Annotated in this window: 14 protein-coding genes and 1 pseudogene; 9 read left to right on the top strand and 6 right to left on the bottom strand. The window is 64.9% G+C overall.

Annotated features, from left to right (window positions below):
* Positions 1–101: 101 nt before the first annotated feature.
* Positions 102–953 (bottom strand): 3-hydroxybutyryl-CoA dehydrogenase, encoded by an 852-nt coding sequence (locus M2427_RS21270; protein ID WP_280708578.1) that lies wholly within the window; start codon positions 951–953, stop codon positions 102–104.
* Between the two features lie 846 nt (positions 954–1,799).
* On the opposite strand from M2427_RS21270, the pseudogene M2427_RS21275 reads away from it, so the two are divergent.
* Together M2427_RS21275 and M2427_RS21280 are read left to right on the top strand one after the other, a co-directional pair.
* Positions 1,800–1,895 (top strand): annotated as a pseudogene (locus M2427_RS21275) (arsenate reductase); the annotation flags it as partial.
* Positions 1,896–1,912: 17 nt separating this feature from the next.
* Complete coding sequence (locus M2427_RS21280; RefSeq protein WP_280708579.1) at positions 1,913–2,611, top strand: ABC transporter permease; 699 nt, start codon at positions 1,913–1,915, stop codon at positions 2,609–2,611.
* Here the strand turns inward: M2427_RS21280 and M2427_RS21285 are convergent.
* On the bottom strand, positions 2,585–3,394 hold the full coding sequence (locus tag M2427_RS21285) for an extracellular solute-binding protein (protein WP_280708580.1): 810 nt from the start codon (positions 3,392–3,394) through the stop codon (positions 2,585–2,587). The genes M2427_RS21280 and M2427_RS21285 overlap by 27 nt on opposite strands.
* A 197-nt stretch (positions 3,395–3,591) precedes the next feature.
* On the opposite strand from M2427_RS21285, the gene M2427_RS21290 reads away from it, so the two are divergent.
* Both M2427_RS21290 and M2427_RS21295 read left to right on the top strand, forming a co-directional pair.
* The gene (locus tag M2427_RS21290) at positions 3,592–3,864 is read left to right on the top strand and encodes a hypothetical protein (RefSeq protein ID WP_280708582.1); all 273 of its coding nucleotides are present in this window, start codon (positions 3,592–3,594) and stop codon (positions 3,862–3,864) included.
* 143 nt (positions 3,865–4,007) lie between these two features.
* On the top strand, positions 4,008–5,018 hold the full coding sequence (locus M2427_RS21295; protein WP_280708583.1) for a hypothetical protein: 1,011 nt from the start codon (positions 4,008–4,010) through the stop codon (positions 5,016–5,018).
* A gap of 67 nt (positions 5,019–5,085) precedes the next feature.
* On the opposite strand, the gene M2427_RS21300 is transcribed toward M2427_RS21295, so the two are convergent.
* Positions 5,086–6,402 carry an alpha/beta hydrolase-fold protein gene (locus M2427_RS21300; RefSeq protein ID WP_348521937.1) on the bottom strand — a complete coding sequence of 439 codons (1,317 nt, stop codon included), beginning with the start codon at positions 6,400–6,402 and terminating at the stop codon, positions 5,086–5,088.
* Between M2427_RS21300 and M2427_RS21305 the strand changes: the two genes are divergently transcribed.
* The 3 genes from M2427_RS21305 (at position 6,305) to M2427_RS21315 (ending at position 9,870) form a co-directional block, all read left to right on the top strand.
* A complete protein-coding gene (locus M2427_RS21305) occupies positions 6,305–6,598 on the top strand; it encodes a hypothetical protein (protein ID WP_280708585.1) in 294 nt (97 codons plus the stop codon). The genes M2427_RS21300 and M2427_RS21305 overlap by 98 nt on opposite strands.
* A gap of 70 nt (positions 6,599–6,668) precedes the next feature.
* Complete coding sequence (gene blaBJP / locus M2427_RS21310) at positions 6,669–7,559, top strand: BJP family subclass B3 metallo-beta-lactamase (protein ID WP_280708586.1); 891 nt, start codon at positions 6,669–6,671, stop codon at positions 7,557–7,559.
* Between the two features lie 304 nt (positions 7,560–7,863).
* Positions 7,864–9,870 (top strand): EAL domain-containing protein, encoded by a 2,007-nt coding sequence (locus tag M2427_RS21315; RefSeq protein WP_280708587.1) that lies wholly within the window; start codon positions 7,864–7,866, stop codon positions 9,868–9,870.
* Between the two features lie 10 nt (positions 9,871–9,880).
* On the opposite strand, the gene hutU is transcribed toward M2427_RS21315, so the two are convergent.
* Genes hutU through hutI form a run of 3 tightly spaced genes read right to left on the bottom strand, consistent with a single transcriptional unit; the run spans position 9,881 to position 14,349 of the window.
* Positions 9,881–11,551 (bottom strand): urocanate hydratase, encoded by a 1,671-nt coding sequence (gene hutU, locus M2427_RS21320; RefSeq protein ID WP_280708588.1) that lies wholly within the window; start codon positions 11,549–11,551, stop codon positions 9,881–9,883.
* Positions 11,552–11,578: 27 nt separating this feature from the next.
* Entirely contained in the window at positions 11,579–13,138 is a 1,560-nt protein-coding gene (gene hutH / locus M2427_RS21325; protein ID WP_280708589.1) for a histidine ammonia-lyase, read from the bottom strand.
* Positions 13,135–14,349, bottom strand: a complete 1,215-nt coding sequence (hutI, locus tag M2427_RS21330) for an imidazolonepropionase (RefSeq protein ID WP_280708590.1) — start codon at positions 14,347–14,349, stop codon at positions 13,135–13,137. The genes hutH and hutI overlap by 4 nt, the downstream gene beginning before the upstream one ends.
* A 97-nt stretch (positions 14,350–14,446) precedes the next feature.
* On the opposite strand from hutI, the gene M2427_RS21335 reads away from it, so the two are divergent.
* The gene (locus M2427_RS21335) at positions 14,447–15,805 is read left to right on the top strand and encodes a formimidoylglutamate deiminase (protein ID WP_280708592.1); all 1,359 of its coding nucleotides are present in this window, start codon (positions 14,447–14,449) and stop codon (positions 15,803–15,805) included.
* Positions 15,802–16,530: a histidine utilization repressor gene (gene hutC / locus M2427_RS21340; RefSeq protein WP_280708593.1), complete on the top strand. Its 729-nt coding sequence runs from the start codon at positions 15,802–15,804 to the stop codon at positions 16,528–16,530. The genes M2427_RS21335 and hutC overlap by 4 nt, the downstream gene beginning before the upstream one ends.
* Positions 16,531–16,545: the final 15 nt, after the last annotated feature.

Raw genomic sequence — 16,545 nt, forward strand, 5'->3', positions numbered from 1 at the left:
AAGCGGCGAGACGGGTCGCGCCACCTTCTCCCGCAAGGGGAGAAGGAAAAAAGGGTAGATGCAATTGCGCGAGACCTGTTTGTCGCAGCGCAAACTCGTGATCACGCGCCGTAGCTGTAAAAGCCCTGCCCGGTCTTGCGGCCGAGATGGCCGGCATCGACCATTTCCTTGAGCAAGGGGGCCGGACGGTATTTGGGGTCGTTGAAGCCCTTATAGAAGACCTCCATCACCGACAGCATGGTGTCGAGGCCGACCAGATCGGCCAGCGCCAGCGGCCCGATCGGATGGTTGCAGCCGAGCTTCATGCCGGCGTCAATCTCCTCGGCGGTGGCGATGCCTTCCTGGAGCGCGAAGACCGCCTCGTTGATCATCGGGCACAGGATGCGGTTGACGGCGAAGCCAGGGCTGTTCTTGGCCGTGATCGCCACCTTGCCGACGCGCTGGGCGAAATCGAGCGCCTTGGCGTGGGTGTCGTCGGAGGTCTGCAGGCCGCGGATGAGCTCCAGCAGCTGCATCACCGGAACCGGGTTGAAGAAGTGCATGCCGATGAAGCGATCCGGGCGATCGGTCGCGGCCGCAAGCTTGGTGATCGAGATCGACGAGGTGTTGGTCGCGAGCAGCGTACGCGGCGACAGCGTCGCGCAGAGGTCCTTCAGGATCTTGACCTTCAGCTCCTCGTTCTCGGTCGCAGCCTCGATGACGAGATCGCAATCGGCGAGCCTGGCGCGGTCGGTCGTGCCGGTGATGCGCTTGAGCGTGGCGTCGCGATCCGCCGCCGACATCTTCTCCTTCTTGACCAGGCGCTCGAGGCTGCCGCCGACGGTCGAGATGCCGCGGTTCACGGCCGCATCGGAAATATCGACCATCACGACCGAAAGCCCGGCCGCGGCGCTGACCTGGGCGATGCCGTTGCCCATGGTCCCGGCTCCGATGATGCCAACGGTATTGATCATAGCCTGAAGTCCTTCTCGTTGAGCGGGTCCGGCGTCTTGCGGCGTACCCGGTTTGACCTGAATTCCGATCCGCGGCGCTTCAAGTGCTGCACCGCATCCAAGCTCTTCATTAGCGCATCCGTGGGGAGAATAAAGTCGCCTTTCCGCATCCCAAAGGGCATGATTTCGCGATCTCGCGGCCTGATCGGCCCGAGTTCAGCGGCAGGTATCGCCCTGGAAAATGCCGAGGGCGCAGGGAAGGCCGGGCGCCGGCTGGCACCCGCGGTTCGCTGTGCGTGTGTAGCGCAAATAAGAAGCTGCACAGCGACGTACAGGGCAGCCAGGACATCCCGACCTTCCCTGCGCGGATGGTTTGACGGCTTATGCCGTGCCCTCCCCGGAGCCGAATTCCTTTGGCCTCCGTCGCCCTGCGAAAAGTTGGCGGCGAGGGCCGGTTGGCCCAGGGCCGCCTTCCGCAAGGCTTGACTGTAGCGACGACAGTCGGGACCACACGGTTTTGCCGTACGCAGCTTGCACCGTTCGTCGCACGCGGCCGGGTGCTCACGAGCTTCGGCTCAATCCTCCGCTCCCCTGCTCCCGCCCCTTGCGTGCCGACGCAAGCCCGCGTCCACCGCAACTCACCCACGTATCGGACGACTCGCGATCCGTCCCTCGTGCCGGGTGAGATGGTCAGACACATACGCCATTTCCGAATTTCGGTAAAGTGGAATATTTTTGGACGTTGGGCTTGACTCCGGCGGCCGGCGCGGCTGGCGAGGTGTTTTGCCCGCCGGACAGCCAAGATGGGGGTTGACGCGTCAGGCACCAGAGGCGATCGATGATCCCTGAGAACCGAAGGTGCCGCCGATGGACGCGATCATCACCCACAATCCCGAATGCGGCGCGTCGCGCACCACGCTTGCGGCGATCGGCAATGCCGGGATCGAGCCGCGCGTGATCGAACGTCAGCATCGGCCCGGATGAACGACTTCGCACGCTCCATCGTCGCCGCGTTCGCGCTGATCGGCGAGGCCGATCCCGAGCTGCTCGGCATCGTGGCGCTGTCGGTGCGCGTCAGCCTCACGGCCGGCATCATTGCACTGCTGATCGGCGCGCCGTTCGGTGCCCTGCTCGCGATCACGCGATTTCGCGGGCGGCAGGTCATCATCGTGCTGACCAACGCGCTGCTGGGGCTGCCGCCTGTCGTGGTCGGGCTCGCGCTTTATATCTTGCTCTCGCGCTCCGGCCCGTTCGGCGCCGCCGGCCTGCTGTTCACGCCGACGGCCATGGTGATCGCGCAAACGCTGCTGGCGACGCCGATCGTGGTTGCGCTGGTGCACCGGCCCGCGAGCCTGCTGTGGGCCGAATATGGCGACCTCGCAAGGATCGACGGACTGTCGACGCTGCGCAGCATCGGCCTGTTGTTCGCGCTCGGCCGGACCTCGCTGCTGACGGCCTTCCTTGCCGCCTTCGGGCGCGCGATCGCGGAGGTCGGCGCCATCATCATCGTCGGCGGCAACATCCGCGGGTTCACCCGGACGATGACGACGGCGATCGCACTGGAGACCAGCAAGGGCGATTTGCCGCTGGCGCTCGGGCTCGGGCTGATCCTGCTCGCGCTCAGCGTCGCGGTCTCGACCGTCGCCTTCCTGCTAGTGGGACGCGTTGGGGAAAAATAGCTGCTCACCGCCGACCTTGTAGCCGGCGATCGCATCCTGTCCCTTCGGAGAGACCAGCCAATCGACGAAAGCCTGCCCGTCCTTCGCCTTCACGTTCGGATGCTTGTCCGGATTGACCAGCATGACGCCGTATTGATTGAACAGCCGCTTGTCGCCCTCGGTGAGGATCGCAAGCTCGCCGCGGTTCTTGAACGACAGCCAGGTGCCGCGGTCGGATAACAGATACGCGTTCGAAGACGACGCCATGTTCAGCGCCGGCCCCATGCCCTGACCGATCTCGCGATACCAGCTGTCCTTGCCGGTCGCGGGATCAATGCCCGCGTCCTTCCACAATCGCAGCTCGGCGGCATGCGTACCTGACTTGTCGCCGCGCGAGATGAACGGCGCCTTTGCCGCAGCGATCTTGCGCAAGGCATCTGCGACGTCCCGATCGCCGGCGATTTTGGCCGGATCGCTCTTCGGGCCGACAATGACGAAATCGTTGTACATGACGTCGAAGCGCTTCAGGCCCTGCCCTTCGGACATGAACTTGTCCTCGGCCGGCCTGTCATGGACGAACACCACGTCCGCATCGCCGCGCCGCCCGATATCCAGCGCCTGGCCCGTGCCGACCGCGACGACCTTCACCTCGACGCCCTCGGCCTTCGAGAACAGCGGCAGCAGATAGCCGAACAGGCCGGACTGCTCCGTCGACGTCGTCGAGGCCACGGTGATGCTGCGGTCCTGCGCGCCGGCGCATGTCGACCAGACCAGGACCGCAGCGATGGCGGCAAGTTTCTTCACGGCATCGTCCTCATTCCCAGATGATTCAAATTAGGCGGAGAGGAGGACGCAGGAAAGCCCGACATTGGGCGTGCTGGGCGCTTCACGCCTGCCTCACGGCCGTTGAACCTCGCGTGATCCGTCCCGCGATCGTGCGGCGGGGCGGAATATCGCGCGTTCAAACCGATCCCTGGGCATAGAGCAACTTGGAATGTCCCATGACGAAGACGAACATCATTGCCGCCTTGCGGATCATTTTGTCGCTTGCCATCGCAGGTCCCGCGCAGGCCTGGCCCGGACAATCGGCAAGCATCGGCTGCGCGCGGGGCGGTGAACCAACCGAATGCCAAACGCTCACCATGGCGCTGGGCCACAAGCATGCTCCGGTGCATCCGCATGGTCGCAAGGCGGAGCATGCGGCCATCCCGCGTGCACCTTCGCACCTGCCCGATCGCGACGAAGATCCGCTCGCATCGATGCATTTCGAATGAACGCTGGGGCGCGCGAGGCTGTGCAGATGTTCTGCAATTGGTCCCGCATCAATTGACAGGGGTGTGACGGCCGGGGCAGTTTTTCACATTGCTGGCGAATCAGCTGCTGCCCACGGCCCTGAGTACCTCTTGGACAACTCCCAGTGCTTTCGAGACTGATATCGTTGCTGAGCCGCATTCCTGCGGTGAAATGGGCGTTCAACCGGCTTCGGCCTCTGCCGCACAGCGGCGGCATCGACGTGGCGCAGATCGCCACGGATGAACAGCCCGAGGTCATCGCGGAAGCCACTCCGGCTGTCGATGCCGATATCAGCGCAGAACCATTGCAGTGCGGCGGTGACATCGAAGTCGCAGCTCCGACGATCGAGGACGACACCGAAGCCGCGGTGGTCGCAGAGAACCCGTCAGCAACGCCAATCGATCTCGGTGTCGGCGACAATTCATCTCCGGAGACACCGGCAGAGATCGAGACCGTCATCGTGGAAGAGGTTTCGCTTTCTGCTGATGAGGTCGAGAGCGAACCGGTTGATGCGCCCGAGCGGGTCGGCAGCGATGTACGCGCAGGACCTCTGACGGATGTTGCACCCGAGGTCATGGAAGAGGCTCCCGTTTCGTCCATCGAGGTCGAAGCGATCATTGCTGCAGAGCCCGTCATTGAGGACGAACCCGCAGCCGTCGTATCCGGGGAGACCGAACCGGTCGCCGCCGCCGAGACGCCGGCCGTCGCGGTCGACACCGAGATCGCCGCGCCGGACGCCGCCGCGCATGTCGCGCCTGCTCCTGCAAAGCCAGCTCCGAAGAGCCCGCCGAAACTGCGAGCGAAGCCCGTCGAACCCACCGATCGCGCCGCGCTGATCCGGCAACGCTGGGCCGAGACCGGGATCAGGATGTGGAATCCGCGGCTGCACGGCACCGGCGATGCGACGCTGAACATTCAGGGGCGCATCGGGCTGCTGCCGCCCGAGCCTGGCGAGACGATGCCGCGCTACGACAAGCTCGAGTTCAAACTGCTCGGCGGCCAGATCGTCTGCGAAGGCGTCATCGTCGAAGCACCGGTGCATGCCGGCCAGCGCAACTTCACGCGGCTCGCCGAGCCGCGTGGCACCGAGCGAACCCGCGAGCCGGTTCGGGAACGCCAGGCCGCGCTCGCCTGAATCCTTCCGTCTGAACACAGCGTGTCTTACGACGCGAGCGCGACGCGCCGCCGAATGCTCGGCGAGCTCAGGGGATTGGATAGCCCTTCCAGAGCCATTCCAGCGCTGCCGGCAGCGTTTGCGCGATGGTGGGGCGATCGACGTGCTTGGCATTGCGAACAAACAGGAACTGGTAGTGATAGCCTTTCTGCGCCAGCACCTTCGCCATCAGTTCGTTCGATAAGGTCCAGTCGTGCATGCCATCTGGGATGGTGGGATTGGGATAGTACAGATCCTGGTCGCCACCAAAGTACCAGAAGCGGATCGGCTTGGTCGGCGCGGCGACGATCAGCGGCACGCCGGGCGGGTCGGCCGGCGTCAGCACCCCCGCTTTCGAAATGAGGTTGGGCGTGGCTGGCCCTGTCCACGCGCTGTGATATTCCCAGGCACCGCCGCGCAGTGACGGATCGTGCGGCCATTGCTGGTTGACCATGGTCGGCGAGAACGCCAGCACGCGGTGATAGAGGTCGGGATAGAACCAGGCCATGGTGAAGGCCGCGGCTCCGCTCGAGCTCAGGCCCATGGTGGCACGGCCCTCGGGATTTCTCGTCAGCCTGACTGCTGCATTCTTCTCGACCAGCGGCAGCACCTCGCGCTCGATGAAGTCCGTGTAGATCCCCGACACCGCATCATATTCCCGGCCGCGTTGGCTTCCTTGCGCATCCTGTCCGCCATTGCCGACCTGGATCGCGATCATCGGCGGCACGCGGCGCTGCGCGATCAGATTGTCCAGGGTGGTCGCGAGATCCTTGTAGGCGTTGGAACCGCCGTCGCCGACCACGATGAACGGCGCCTCGGTGCCGGGCACATATTGCGCCGGCACGTAGACGTCGATGCTGCGCGACCAGATTCCGGGATGGCTGGTGGTCACGATCATGTTCGACTTGTCGCCCGGCGCAGTTACAGTCGTCATGATCGAGGAATTGGAGCAGCCTGCGACATCATCCCGGATCATGCCGGGATTGTAGATCGTGCTGTCCTTCGAAGAGAGCGTGAAAGATTTCGTCGTGCCGCGCGGCACGCCTTCCTTCGCAATCGTTTCGGGCGCGGGATTGTGGGTCGGACCGATGATGAAATTACCCTCGGCGCCTGGCGGCGGCAGCGTGCCGTCAGGCAGTTCGGTCGCGCCCGGATAATTGGGATTGGAGGGATCACGCGTCGGCGGGGCCGTCTTGAAGTCGAGGCCGGTCGTGTCGATGAAGAATGGCGCTCCTTTGTCTGCGGTGTTGGCGCCCGGCGGCACGGCCATGTTCTGGGTCACGCAGGCTGGCTGTGCAAAAGCAATCGAAGCGAAGGAGACGACGGAAATCAGCGTCCCTCCAAGGACGGACAATGAATGGGTCATTTCAGCTCCCGATAGCGACGAGACTTGCTCGCTCGTCCTGAAGCAAAGTATGGCGACCAGCTCGCGCGCGGTCAAACCCGATGAGCGCAGTGCAGCAATCGTCGCCATGCTTAAAACAGAGGACGATCGCTATTCCGCGCATGACGTCGAATTTTTCGAACGCGAGGCCGTTGCTGCCTCCGCGCGCAGCATCTAGCGTGCGGCGGGTCGATCAACGGGCCTCACCCCGCGGTCGCAACGACAACAGCACATCGGGAGGACAATCCATGAAAAAGATCACGGCCGCGCTGTGTGCGCTCGCGCTCTTCGCACCGGCTGCGCAAGCGCAAACCATCAAAGACTTCCTGGCGGTGGCGATGAAGAAATGGACCGCGCCGTTCGACCCATTCCAGCTGATCGACAACATCTATTATGTCGGCACCGACGGCATCGCCGTCTACATCATCAAGACGTCGCAGGGCCTGATCCTGGTGGACACCGCGATGCCGCAGTCGACCGGGATGATCAAGGACAACATCTCCAAGCTCGGCTTCAAGGTTACCGACATCAAATACATCCTCAACAGCCACGCCCATCTCGACCACACCGGTGGCTTCGCCGAGATCAAGCAGGAGAGCGGCGCGCAGCTCGTCGCCGGCGAGCGCGACAAGCCGTTGCTCGAAGGCGGCTATTATCCGGGCGACGAGAAGAATGCCGATCTCGGCTTTCCTCCTGTCAAGGTCGATCGAACCGTGAAGGAAGGCGACAAGGTGACGCTCGGCGATACCACACTGACGGCGCATGAAACTCCCGGCCACTCGCCGGGCTGCACCAGCTGGGAGACGACGGTGAAGGACGCTGGACAGGACCGCCAGGTGCTGTTCTTCTGTAGCGGCACCGTGGCGCTGAACCGGCTGGCGGGACAGCCGACCTATCCCGGTATCGTCGACGACTACCGCGCAACCTTTGCGAAGGCCAAGGCGATGAAGATCGACGTGCTGCTCGGGCCGCATCCGGAAGTCTATGGCATGCAGGACAAGCGCGCGCAGCAGATCAAGAGCGAGGCGCCGAACCCGTTCGTCAAGCCGGGCGAGCTTGCGACTTACGCTACGGGACTTTCGGAAGATTTCGACAAGGCGCTCGCGAAGCAGACCGCTGCGCTCCAGGGCGCGAAGTAGCGGCATCGTGCATGGCGCGGCGGTCGTCCAGGCGGCCGCCGCGACATCGTGCTGCACCCTGCTCTCGAGGACGCCTATGGTTAGCGGAACGTAGCTGCGGCCTTTACGGCCGATATGCCGCGCGCGACACTGCCTGCTTCCGCCGCACATCGTTAACGCCGCATCACCATTGCACGCGGATGAAAAACCCAGCGGTAGCGCGCAACCTGCAACGGCACGTCTCCGTCACATTCATCTAACTCGGTCTTTACCCCCTCTGTGCAAGACTGCCTTCGTTTTGAAGGGATTTGGGGCGCGTATTGCAATGCCTGCCGTCGATTTGAAAGTCTACCTCGCCGCCGCGATGCGGCTGTTTCGCGTGCCCGAGGACCCGGATCTGTCGCGGGCGCAATTCGACGCCTTCTCCAAGCAGATCCCGCTGCTCTACTTCATCCTGATCAGCAACACGATCGCGGTCGCCTACACCTATGTGAACGTCGCACCGGACTGGCTGACGATGATTATCCCGGGCGTGCTGACGCTACTCGCGGCGTTTCGCACGTTCTGGTGGCTGCGCCAGCGTCGTCTCGTCCGCAGCGATGCCGACATCCTGCGCAATCTGCGCGCCACCAACTGGTTGACGCTGCCGATCGGCGCCGGCTTCACCGCCTGGTCGTTCGCGCTCTACCCCTATGGCGATCCCTTCGCCAAGAGCCAGGTCGCGTTCTACATGGCCGTGACCGTGATCGGCTGCATCTTCTCGCTGATGCATCTGCGTTCGGCGGCGCTGATCGTGACGCTGGTCGTCGACGTGCCTTATGTGCTGTTCTTCTGGGCCACGGGCGAACCGACGCTGAAGGCGATCGCAGTCAACGATCTGCTGGTCTCCGGCGCGATGGTGACAGTCCTTTTCATCTACTATCGCGACTTCGCCGATCTCATCGCGAGCCGCAAATCGCTACTGACCCAGCAGGCGGCGACGCTGGCGCTGTCCGACGAGAACTTCCGCCTCGCCAACCTCGACACTCTCACCGAACTGCCGAACCGCCGCCGCTTCTTCGCCGAGCTGACCAACGCCTTCACCGACGCCGAGCGCCGACACGTTCGCGTCGCAGTCGGCATCATCGACCTCGACGGCTTCAAGCCGATCAACGACAATTACGGCCACTCGGTCGGCGACCGCGTCCTGATCGAAGCCGGCCGCCGCATCCGCGACGTCTGCGAAGGCTTCGGACCGCAGCGGGTGGAGTTCGCGCGCCTCGGCGGTGACGAGTTCGGTCTCGTCGTGTGCGGCGATCCCGAGGAGGCGGATCTGGCGCGGCTCGGCGAGCGCATCGGGGAGCAAGTCAAGCTGCCCTACCAGCTCGACACGGCCCACACCGGCCTGTCCTGCTCGATCGGCTTCGCGCTCTATCCGGGCTCCGCAACGACTTCGGAGGCGCTCTACGAGTGCGCCGATTATTCGCTCTACCACGCCAAGCGACAAAAGCGCGGCCGCACCGTGATCTTCTCGGGCGAGCTCGAAGCCGAGATCCGCAGCCGCGGCGTCATCGAGAACCTGTTACGGATCGCCGATTTCGAGACCGAGCTGGAACTGGTGTTCCAGCCGATCGTCGATGCCAAGAGCGAGCACACCGCTGGCTTCGAGACGCTCGCGCGCTGGAACAGCCCTCGCCTCGGCTGGGTCTCGCCCGCCGACTTCATTCCCGCGGCCGAGCGCATCGGCCTGATCAGGCCGCTGACCCAGGTGCTGCTGGCGCGCGCGCTCGCGACGGCCAGGACCTGGCCCGACCACATCCGCCTGTCGTTCAATCTCTCCGCCCACGACGTCTGCGCCGCCGAGGGCATCTTGCCGCTGATCACGATCATCGAGAAGAGCGGTTTGCCGCCGCACCGGATCGATTTCGAAATCACCGAGACCGCGGTCACGTTCGATTTCGTGCGCGCGCAGCAGTCGATCGCGACATTGAAAGCCATGGGCTGCGGCATTTCGCTGGACGATTTCGGCACCGGCTATTCCTCGCTGAGCCACGTGCACCGCCTGCCGCTCGACAAGATCAAGGTCGACCGCAGTTTCGTTGCCGACATCAACGAGAATCCCGTCAGCCACAAGATCATCAAGTCGCTCACGGGCCTCTGCGACGACATGGAGATCGCTTGCGTGGTCGAAGGCGTCGAGACGCGCGCCCAGCTCGACGCCCTGCGGCGCCTCGGATGCGACTTCATCCAGGGTTATTATTTCGCAAAGCCGATGCCGGGCACGGCGATTAGCGAGTATCTGGCGAAGGAAATTCAGCGCCTCGACCGCGGCGAAGCAAAGGTCGTGGCCTGAGGCAGCAGCGTTACTTCGAAAGGCTCGGCAGATCGAGCCCCTTGTCCCGAGCGCAGTCGATCGCGATGTCGTAGCCCGCATCGGCATGGCGCATGACGCCGGAGGCCGGATCGTTCCAGAGCACGCGCTCGATGCGCTTCGCCGCCTCGGGCGTACCGTCGGCGACGATCACCATGCCGGCGTGTTGCGAATAGCCGATGCCGACGCCGCCGCCATGATGCAGCGACACCCAGGTCGCGCCGCTGGCGCAATTCAGGAGCGCGTTGAGCAAAGGCCAGTCGGATACCGCATCCGATCCGTCCTTCATCGCCTCGGTCTCGCGGTTGGGGCTTGCCACCGAGCCGCTGTCGAGATGATCGCGACCGATCACGACAGGCGCCTTCAATTCCCCGCGCGCGACCATCTCGTTGAAGGCAAGACCGAGACGATGGCGATCGCCGAGGCCAACCCAGCAGATCCGCGCCGGCAGGCCCTGAAACTTGATGCGCTCCCTGGCCATGTCGAGCCAATTATGCAGATGCTTGTCGTCGGGCATCAGCTCCTTGACCTTGGCGTCGGTCTTGAAGATGTCCTCGGGATCGCCCGACAGCGCGGCCCAGCGGAACGGCCCGACGCCGCGGCAGAACAGCGGGCGGATATAGGCGGGCACGAAGCCCGGAAAATCGAAGGCGTTTGTCAGGCCCATGTCTTTCGCCATCTGGCGGATGTTGTTGCCGTAGTCGAGCGTCGGAATGCCCTGCGCGTGGAAATCCAGCATCGCCTGGACGTGCTCAACCATCGAGGTCTTCGAGGCGCGCTCGACCGCCTTCGGATCGGAGGCGCGCTTGGCCTCCCAATCGGCGAGCGTCCAGCCCTTCGGCAAATAGCCGTTGATCGGATCGTGCGCGCTGGTCTGGTCGGTGACGATGTCGGGCCTGACGCCACGGCGGACCAGCTCCGGGAAGATCTCGGCGGCATTGCCGAGCAGGCCCACCGAGACTGCTTTCTTGGTCTTTGCAGACTCCGCCATGATGGCGAGCGCTTCGTCGAGCGTGGCGGCCTGACGATCGAGATAGCCGGTGCGCAGGCGCATCTCGATGCGGCTCGGCTGGCATTCGACGGCGAGCATCGAGGCTCCCGCCATGGTCGCCGCCAACGGCTGCGCGCCGCCCATGCCGCCGAGGCCGGCGGTGAGGATCCATTTGCCGGCGAGGCTGCCGCCATAATGGCGACGGCCGACCTCGACGAAAGTCTCGTATGTGCCCTGCACGATGCCCTGGCTGCCGATATAGATCCACGAGCCCGCGGTCATCTGGCCGTACATCATCAGGCCCTGGCGATCGAGCTCGTTGAAATGATCGAGCGTCGCCCAATGCGGCACGATGTTGGAGTTCGCGATCAGCACGCGCGGCGCATCGGCATGGGTACGGAAGATGCCGACCGGCTTGCCTGATTGTACCAGCAGCGTCTGGTCATTCTCGAGCTTGCGCAATGCATGCGTGATCCGGTCAAAGCTCTCCCAGTCGCGCGCGGCGCGGCCGATGCCGCCGTAAACGACGAGCTCGCTCGGGCGCTCGGCGACATCAGGATCGAGGTTGTTCATGAGCATGCGGAGCGGCGCTTCCGTCAGCCAGCTCTTGGCGCTGATGTCGCTGCCGCGGGGAGCGCGGATGGTGCGGTCATTGTCCAGTCGGCGGTTCATGCGGACACCTCTTCAGCTCAGTCTTGTTCAGTCGAATTTTGGAAACGGATCGAATGAAAGCTCGGCGATCGCCGCAGACGGCAGCGCATCGGCTTCGATCAGCGCGGCGGCCCTGGCGAGATCGCCGGCCATGTAGCGGTCGGCGCCGAGCGCAGGCACCTGCTCGCGAAGCTTCGCGATGACGGCAACAAGCGACGGGCTGGTCGTATGCGGCGCACGCAGCGTGATGCCTTGCGCGGCGACCAGAAGCTCGATGCCGAGGATGGACGCGAGATTGTCGGCCATGTCGGACAGGCGTCGCGCCGCGTGAGCGGCCATCGAGACGTGATCTTCCTGGTTGGCGCTGGTCGGGGTCGAATCGATCGAGCAGGCGGCCGCCCGCTGCTTGTTCTCCGCGTAGAGCGCGGCCGCCGTCACCTCGGCGATCATGAAGCCCGAATTGATGCCGGGATCGGGGGTGAGGAACGGCGGCAGGCCGAAATTAAGCGCGGGATCGACCAGCGTGGCGATACGGCGCTCGCTGATCGCGCCGATCTCCGACAGCGCCAGCGCGATCGTATCGGCGGCGAAGGCGACCGGTTCGGCGTGGAAATTGCCGCCGGAGACGATCTCGCTGGTCTCGACCAGCACCAGCGGATTATCGGTGACGGCATTGGCTTCAATGATCAAGGTACGCGCCGCCTGCGTGATCACGTCAAGCGCGGCGCCCGCGACCTGCGGCTGGCAGCGCAGGCAATAAGGATCCTGCACGCGTTCGTCGCCTTCGAGATGCGACAGGCGAATATCGCTGCCGTCGAGTAGCGCAGTCAGCGCGGCGGCCGCAGCGATCTGGCCGGGATGACCACGCAGCGCCTGAATTTCTGGGCGGAACGGCGCCGTCGAGGCCATGGCCGCATCGACCGACAACGCTCCGGTCACGAGCGCAGCACGGGCGAGACGAAAGGCGCGCAGCACGCCGGAGATGGCGTAGGCCGTCGAGAATTGCGTGCCGTTGATCAGCGCGAGCCCCTCCTTGGGGCCGAGCGTCAGCGGCGCCAGGCCGGCCGCGGACAGCGCCTCGGCGCCAGACACGGTCTTGCCGTCGACGATCGCCTGTCCCTCGCCGATCATCACCGCGGTCATATGTGCAAGTGGCGCGAGGTCGCCGGAGGCGCCGACCGAGCCCTGCTGCGGCACCAGCGGATAGACGCGCCGCGCCAGCATGGCCTGCAATTGCTCGATCACCGCGCGGCGCACGCCGGAGGCGCCGCGCCCGAGCGAGACGATTTTCAGCGCCATCATCAACCGCACGATCGGCTCGGGCGTGGCAGGACCAACGCCGCAGCAATGCGAGACGATGAGATTGCGCTGGAGCAGAGCGGTCTGATCCGGCGGTATCCGCTTCGAGGCCAGCTTGCCGAAGCCGGTGTTGATGCCATAGACCGGTGCTGCAGCCTGCGCAGCCTTCGCGACGATCTCCGCGGCCGCCTCGACGCGCGGCCAGAACGACGGATCCAGCTCGACGGAAGCGCCCGCCAGCACGCGCGCGAGATCGCCGAGGCTGACCTCGCCGGGCTTGACGACAATCGTTGCGCCCGGCTCGGTCACTGGCCCCTCCAGACACGGCGATGCAGCGGATTGAAGCCGATGCGATAGACCAGCTCGGCGGGACGCTCGATGTCCCAGATCGCGAGGTCACACCATTTGCCTGGTTCCAGCGTGCCGGTTTCATCGAGCACGCCGAGCGCGCGGGCGCCTTCGCGGGTGACCCCAGTGAGGCACTCGGCGACTGTCATCCGGAACAGCGTCGCGCCCATGTTCATGGCGAGCAGGAGAGACGTCAGCGGTGAGCTGCCAGGATTGCAGTCGGTTGCGAGCGCCAAGTGCACGCCGTGTTTGCGGAACGTCTCGACCGGCGGTTCTTGCGTTTCACGGATGAAGTAATAGGCGCCGGGCAGCAGCACGGCGACCGTCCCGGCCTTGGCCATCGCGGCCGCGCCGGCCGCGTCAGTGTGTTCGAGGTGATCGGCCGAGAGCGCGGAGAATTTTGCGGCGAGCGCCGCGCCTCCGAGGTTCGAGAGCTGATCGGCGTGCAGCTTCACTGGCAGCCCGAGCGCCCTCGCGGCCTCGAACACGCGTGCCGTCTGCTCGGCCGAGAACGCAATGCCCTCCATGAAGGCATCAACGGCATCAGCGAGACCCGCCTTTGCGACCGCCGGCAGCATTTCTTTGCAGACGAGATCGATATAGCGGTCCTTGTCGCCATCGGCCTCCGCCGGCAGCGCGTGCGCACCCAGGAAAGACGTGCGGATCGCAACTTTCCGCTGACGACTGATGCTGCGCGCGGCGGAAAGCTGGCGCATCTCAGTCTCGGTATCGAGACCATAGCCGGACTTGATCTCGATTGTGGTCGCGCCCTCGCCGATCAACGCATCCAGCCGCGGCAACGCGCTTGCGACAAGCTCCGCCTCGCTTGCCTTGCGTGTCGCGGCCACCGTCGAGACTATGCCGCCGCCGGCGCACGCGATCTCCTCGTAGCTCGCGCCCTTCAGGCGCAGCTCGAACTCATGCGCGCGGTTGCCGCCATAGACGAGATGGGTGTGACAGTCGACCAGACCGGGCGTGATCCAGCGCCCCTCGCAATCGATCCACTGGATGGACTCCGCATCCGCCGGGAAGTCCGACGCCGCACCCGCGTAGAGAATGCGACCATCGCGCGTGGCGATCACGCCGCGCTCGATCTCGCCGAGATCGGGACGATCGGCCCGCATCGTGGCGAGCCGGGCATTGTGCCAGATCCGGTCGAAGCGCTCTGCCATGCCACTGTCCCTTGCCACTATTCCCGGGGGTGGGATGCTTGACTTATATGTCTAGACATATCATCGTAAGGCGGTTCTGTCCAGCCGGCGTGTCATCATGTCCCGACTGCATTTTGCCTCCGCGCTCCTGCCCTCGGGCTGGGCCAATGACGTGCAGGTGGTCATCGCCGCCGGCGCGATCGCGGAGGTGACGGCAGGCGTCGCGCCAGCCGCAGGCGACGAGCGCCACGCCATCGCGCTTCCGGGCCTTGCGAGCCTACACAGCCACGCCTTCCAGCGCGGCATGGCCGGACTTGCCGAATTGCGCGGCGATTCCACCGACACGTTCTGGACCTGGCGCGAGACGATGTATCGTTTTGCGCTGGCAATGACGCCTGATGACGTCACCGCCGTCGCCACGCTTCTTTATGTCGAGATGCTGGAGCAGGGTTTTACCCGCGTCGGCGAGTTCCATTACCTACATCACGACCGCGACGGCTCGCATTACGCCGACCCGGCCGAAATGGCGGCGCGTATCGCGCAGGCTGCCGAACAGTCCGGCATCGCGCTGACACTGCTGCCGAGTTTTTATGCGCATGGCTCTTTCGGCGGCGCAGCACCGCATGACGGGCAACGCCGCTTCATCAACTCTGTCGATCAGTTCGCCACGCTGATGGCTGCCTCGCGCAAGGCGATCGCAAACTTGCCGGGCGCCAATATCGGCATTGCACCGCATAGCCTGCGCGCGGTGGCACCGGACGAACTCGCGGCGATCATTCCACTTGCCGAGAGCGGGCCGGTGCATATTCACGCGGCCGAGCAAGTGAAAGAAGTCGAGGACTGTCTCGCCTGGTCAGGGCGGCGGCCGGTACAATGGCTGCTGGACCACGCGCCGGTCGATCAGCGCTGGTGCCTGATCCACGCGACGCACATGACGGACCAGGAAGTCGGCGCATTCGCGAAGACCGGCGCGGTCGCGGGGCTCTGCCCTGTGACCGAGGCCAGCCTCGGCGACGGCATATTCCCGGCGCGCGAGTTTCTCGACGCCGGCGGCATGTTCGGTGTCGGCACCGATTCCAACGTGCTGGTCGGCGTGGCCGATGAGCTTCGCCAACTTGAATACGGCCAGCGGCTCAAGCATCGCGCCCGCAACGTGCTGTCAGGCGGCGCCGGTCGTTCGACGGGACGCACGTTGTTCGATGATGCGCTTGCGGGTGGCGCGCAGGCGCTGGCACAGCCGACAGTCGGCCTCACGCCGGGCGCACGTGCCGATATCGTCACGCTGGACACCGCGCATCCGTCGCTGGCGGGACGCGCGCGTGACGCGGTGATCGACGGCTGGATCTTCGCCGCAGGCGGCAGCGCAATCGATTGCGTCTGGACTGGCGGGACCAAAGTCGTCGAAGGCGGCCAGCACAGATCGCGCCGAACCGCGCGCGAACGTTTCAACACGGCGGTGCGGAGGCTCGTCGCATGAGCCTGACTGCCGATGCGTCCGACAAGCCGACGCTCTACAAGCGCATTCGCGCCGACATCGAGAAGCGCATCCTGACCGGCGAATGGCCGCCTGGCCATCGCATTCCCTTCGAGCACGAGTTGGTTGCGCGCTACGGCTGCTCTCGCATGACGGTGAACAAGGCGCTGTCGGAACTCGCGCAGGCTGACCTGATCGAGCGGCGGCGCCGCGCCGGCTCCTTCGTGCGACGGCCGCAGCATCAATCGGCCGTTCTGAAGATCGCCGACATCCGTGCCGAAATCACGGCGCTCGGCCGCGGCTACGGTTATGAGCTGATCAGCCGAAAGCTGCGCGCCGCGACTGCAGCCGACCGCGAGCGTCTCGGCGTCAAGAAGGCCGGCAAGGTGATCGCGATCTCCTGCAGGCACAGCGCCGACAACGTGCCGTTCGCCGTCGAGGACAGGCTGATCGATCTTTCATCCGTGCCGTCAGCGGCGACCGCGGATTTCTCGCGCGAGCCGCCCGGCTCGTGGCTGCTTCATCACGTCCCATGGACCGAGGCCGAGCACACGATCAGCGCCATCGTTGCGGATGATCGCACGGCGGAAGCGCTCGACATCGCAATCGGTGCGCCCTGCCTCGTGATCGATCGCTATACCTGGCGCAGCGCACGCACGATCACCGCGGTGCGCCTGCTCTATCCCGGTGACTCTCACCGCCTTGTCGCGCGATTCAAGGGAGGCTGAGAGAACGATGTCGGC

Source organism: Bradyrhizobium sp. BR13661, assembly GCF_029892425.1.
GTDB lineage: Bacteria > Pseudomonadota > Alphaproteobacteria > Rhizobiales > Xanthobacteraceae > Bradyrhizobium.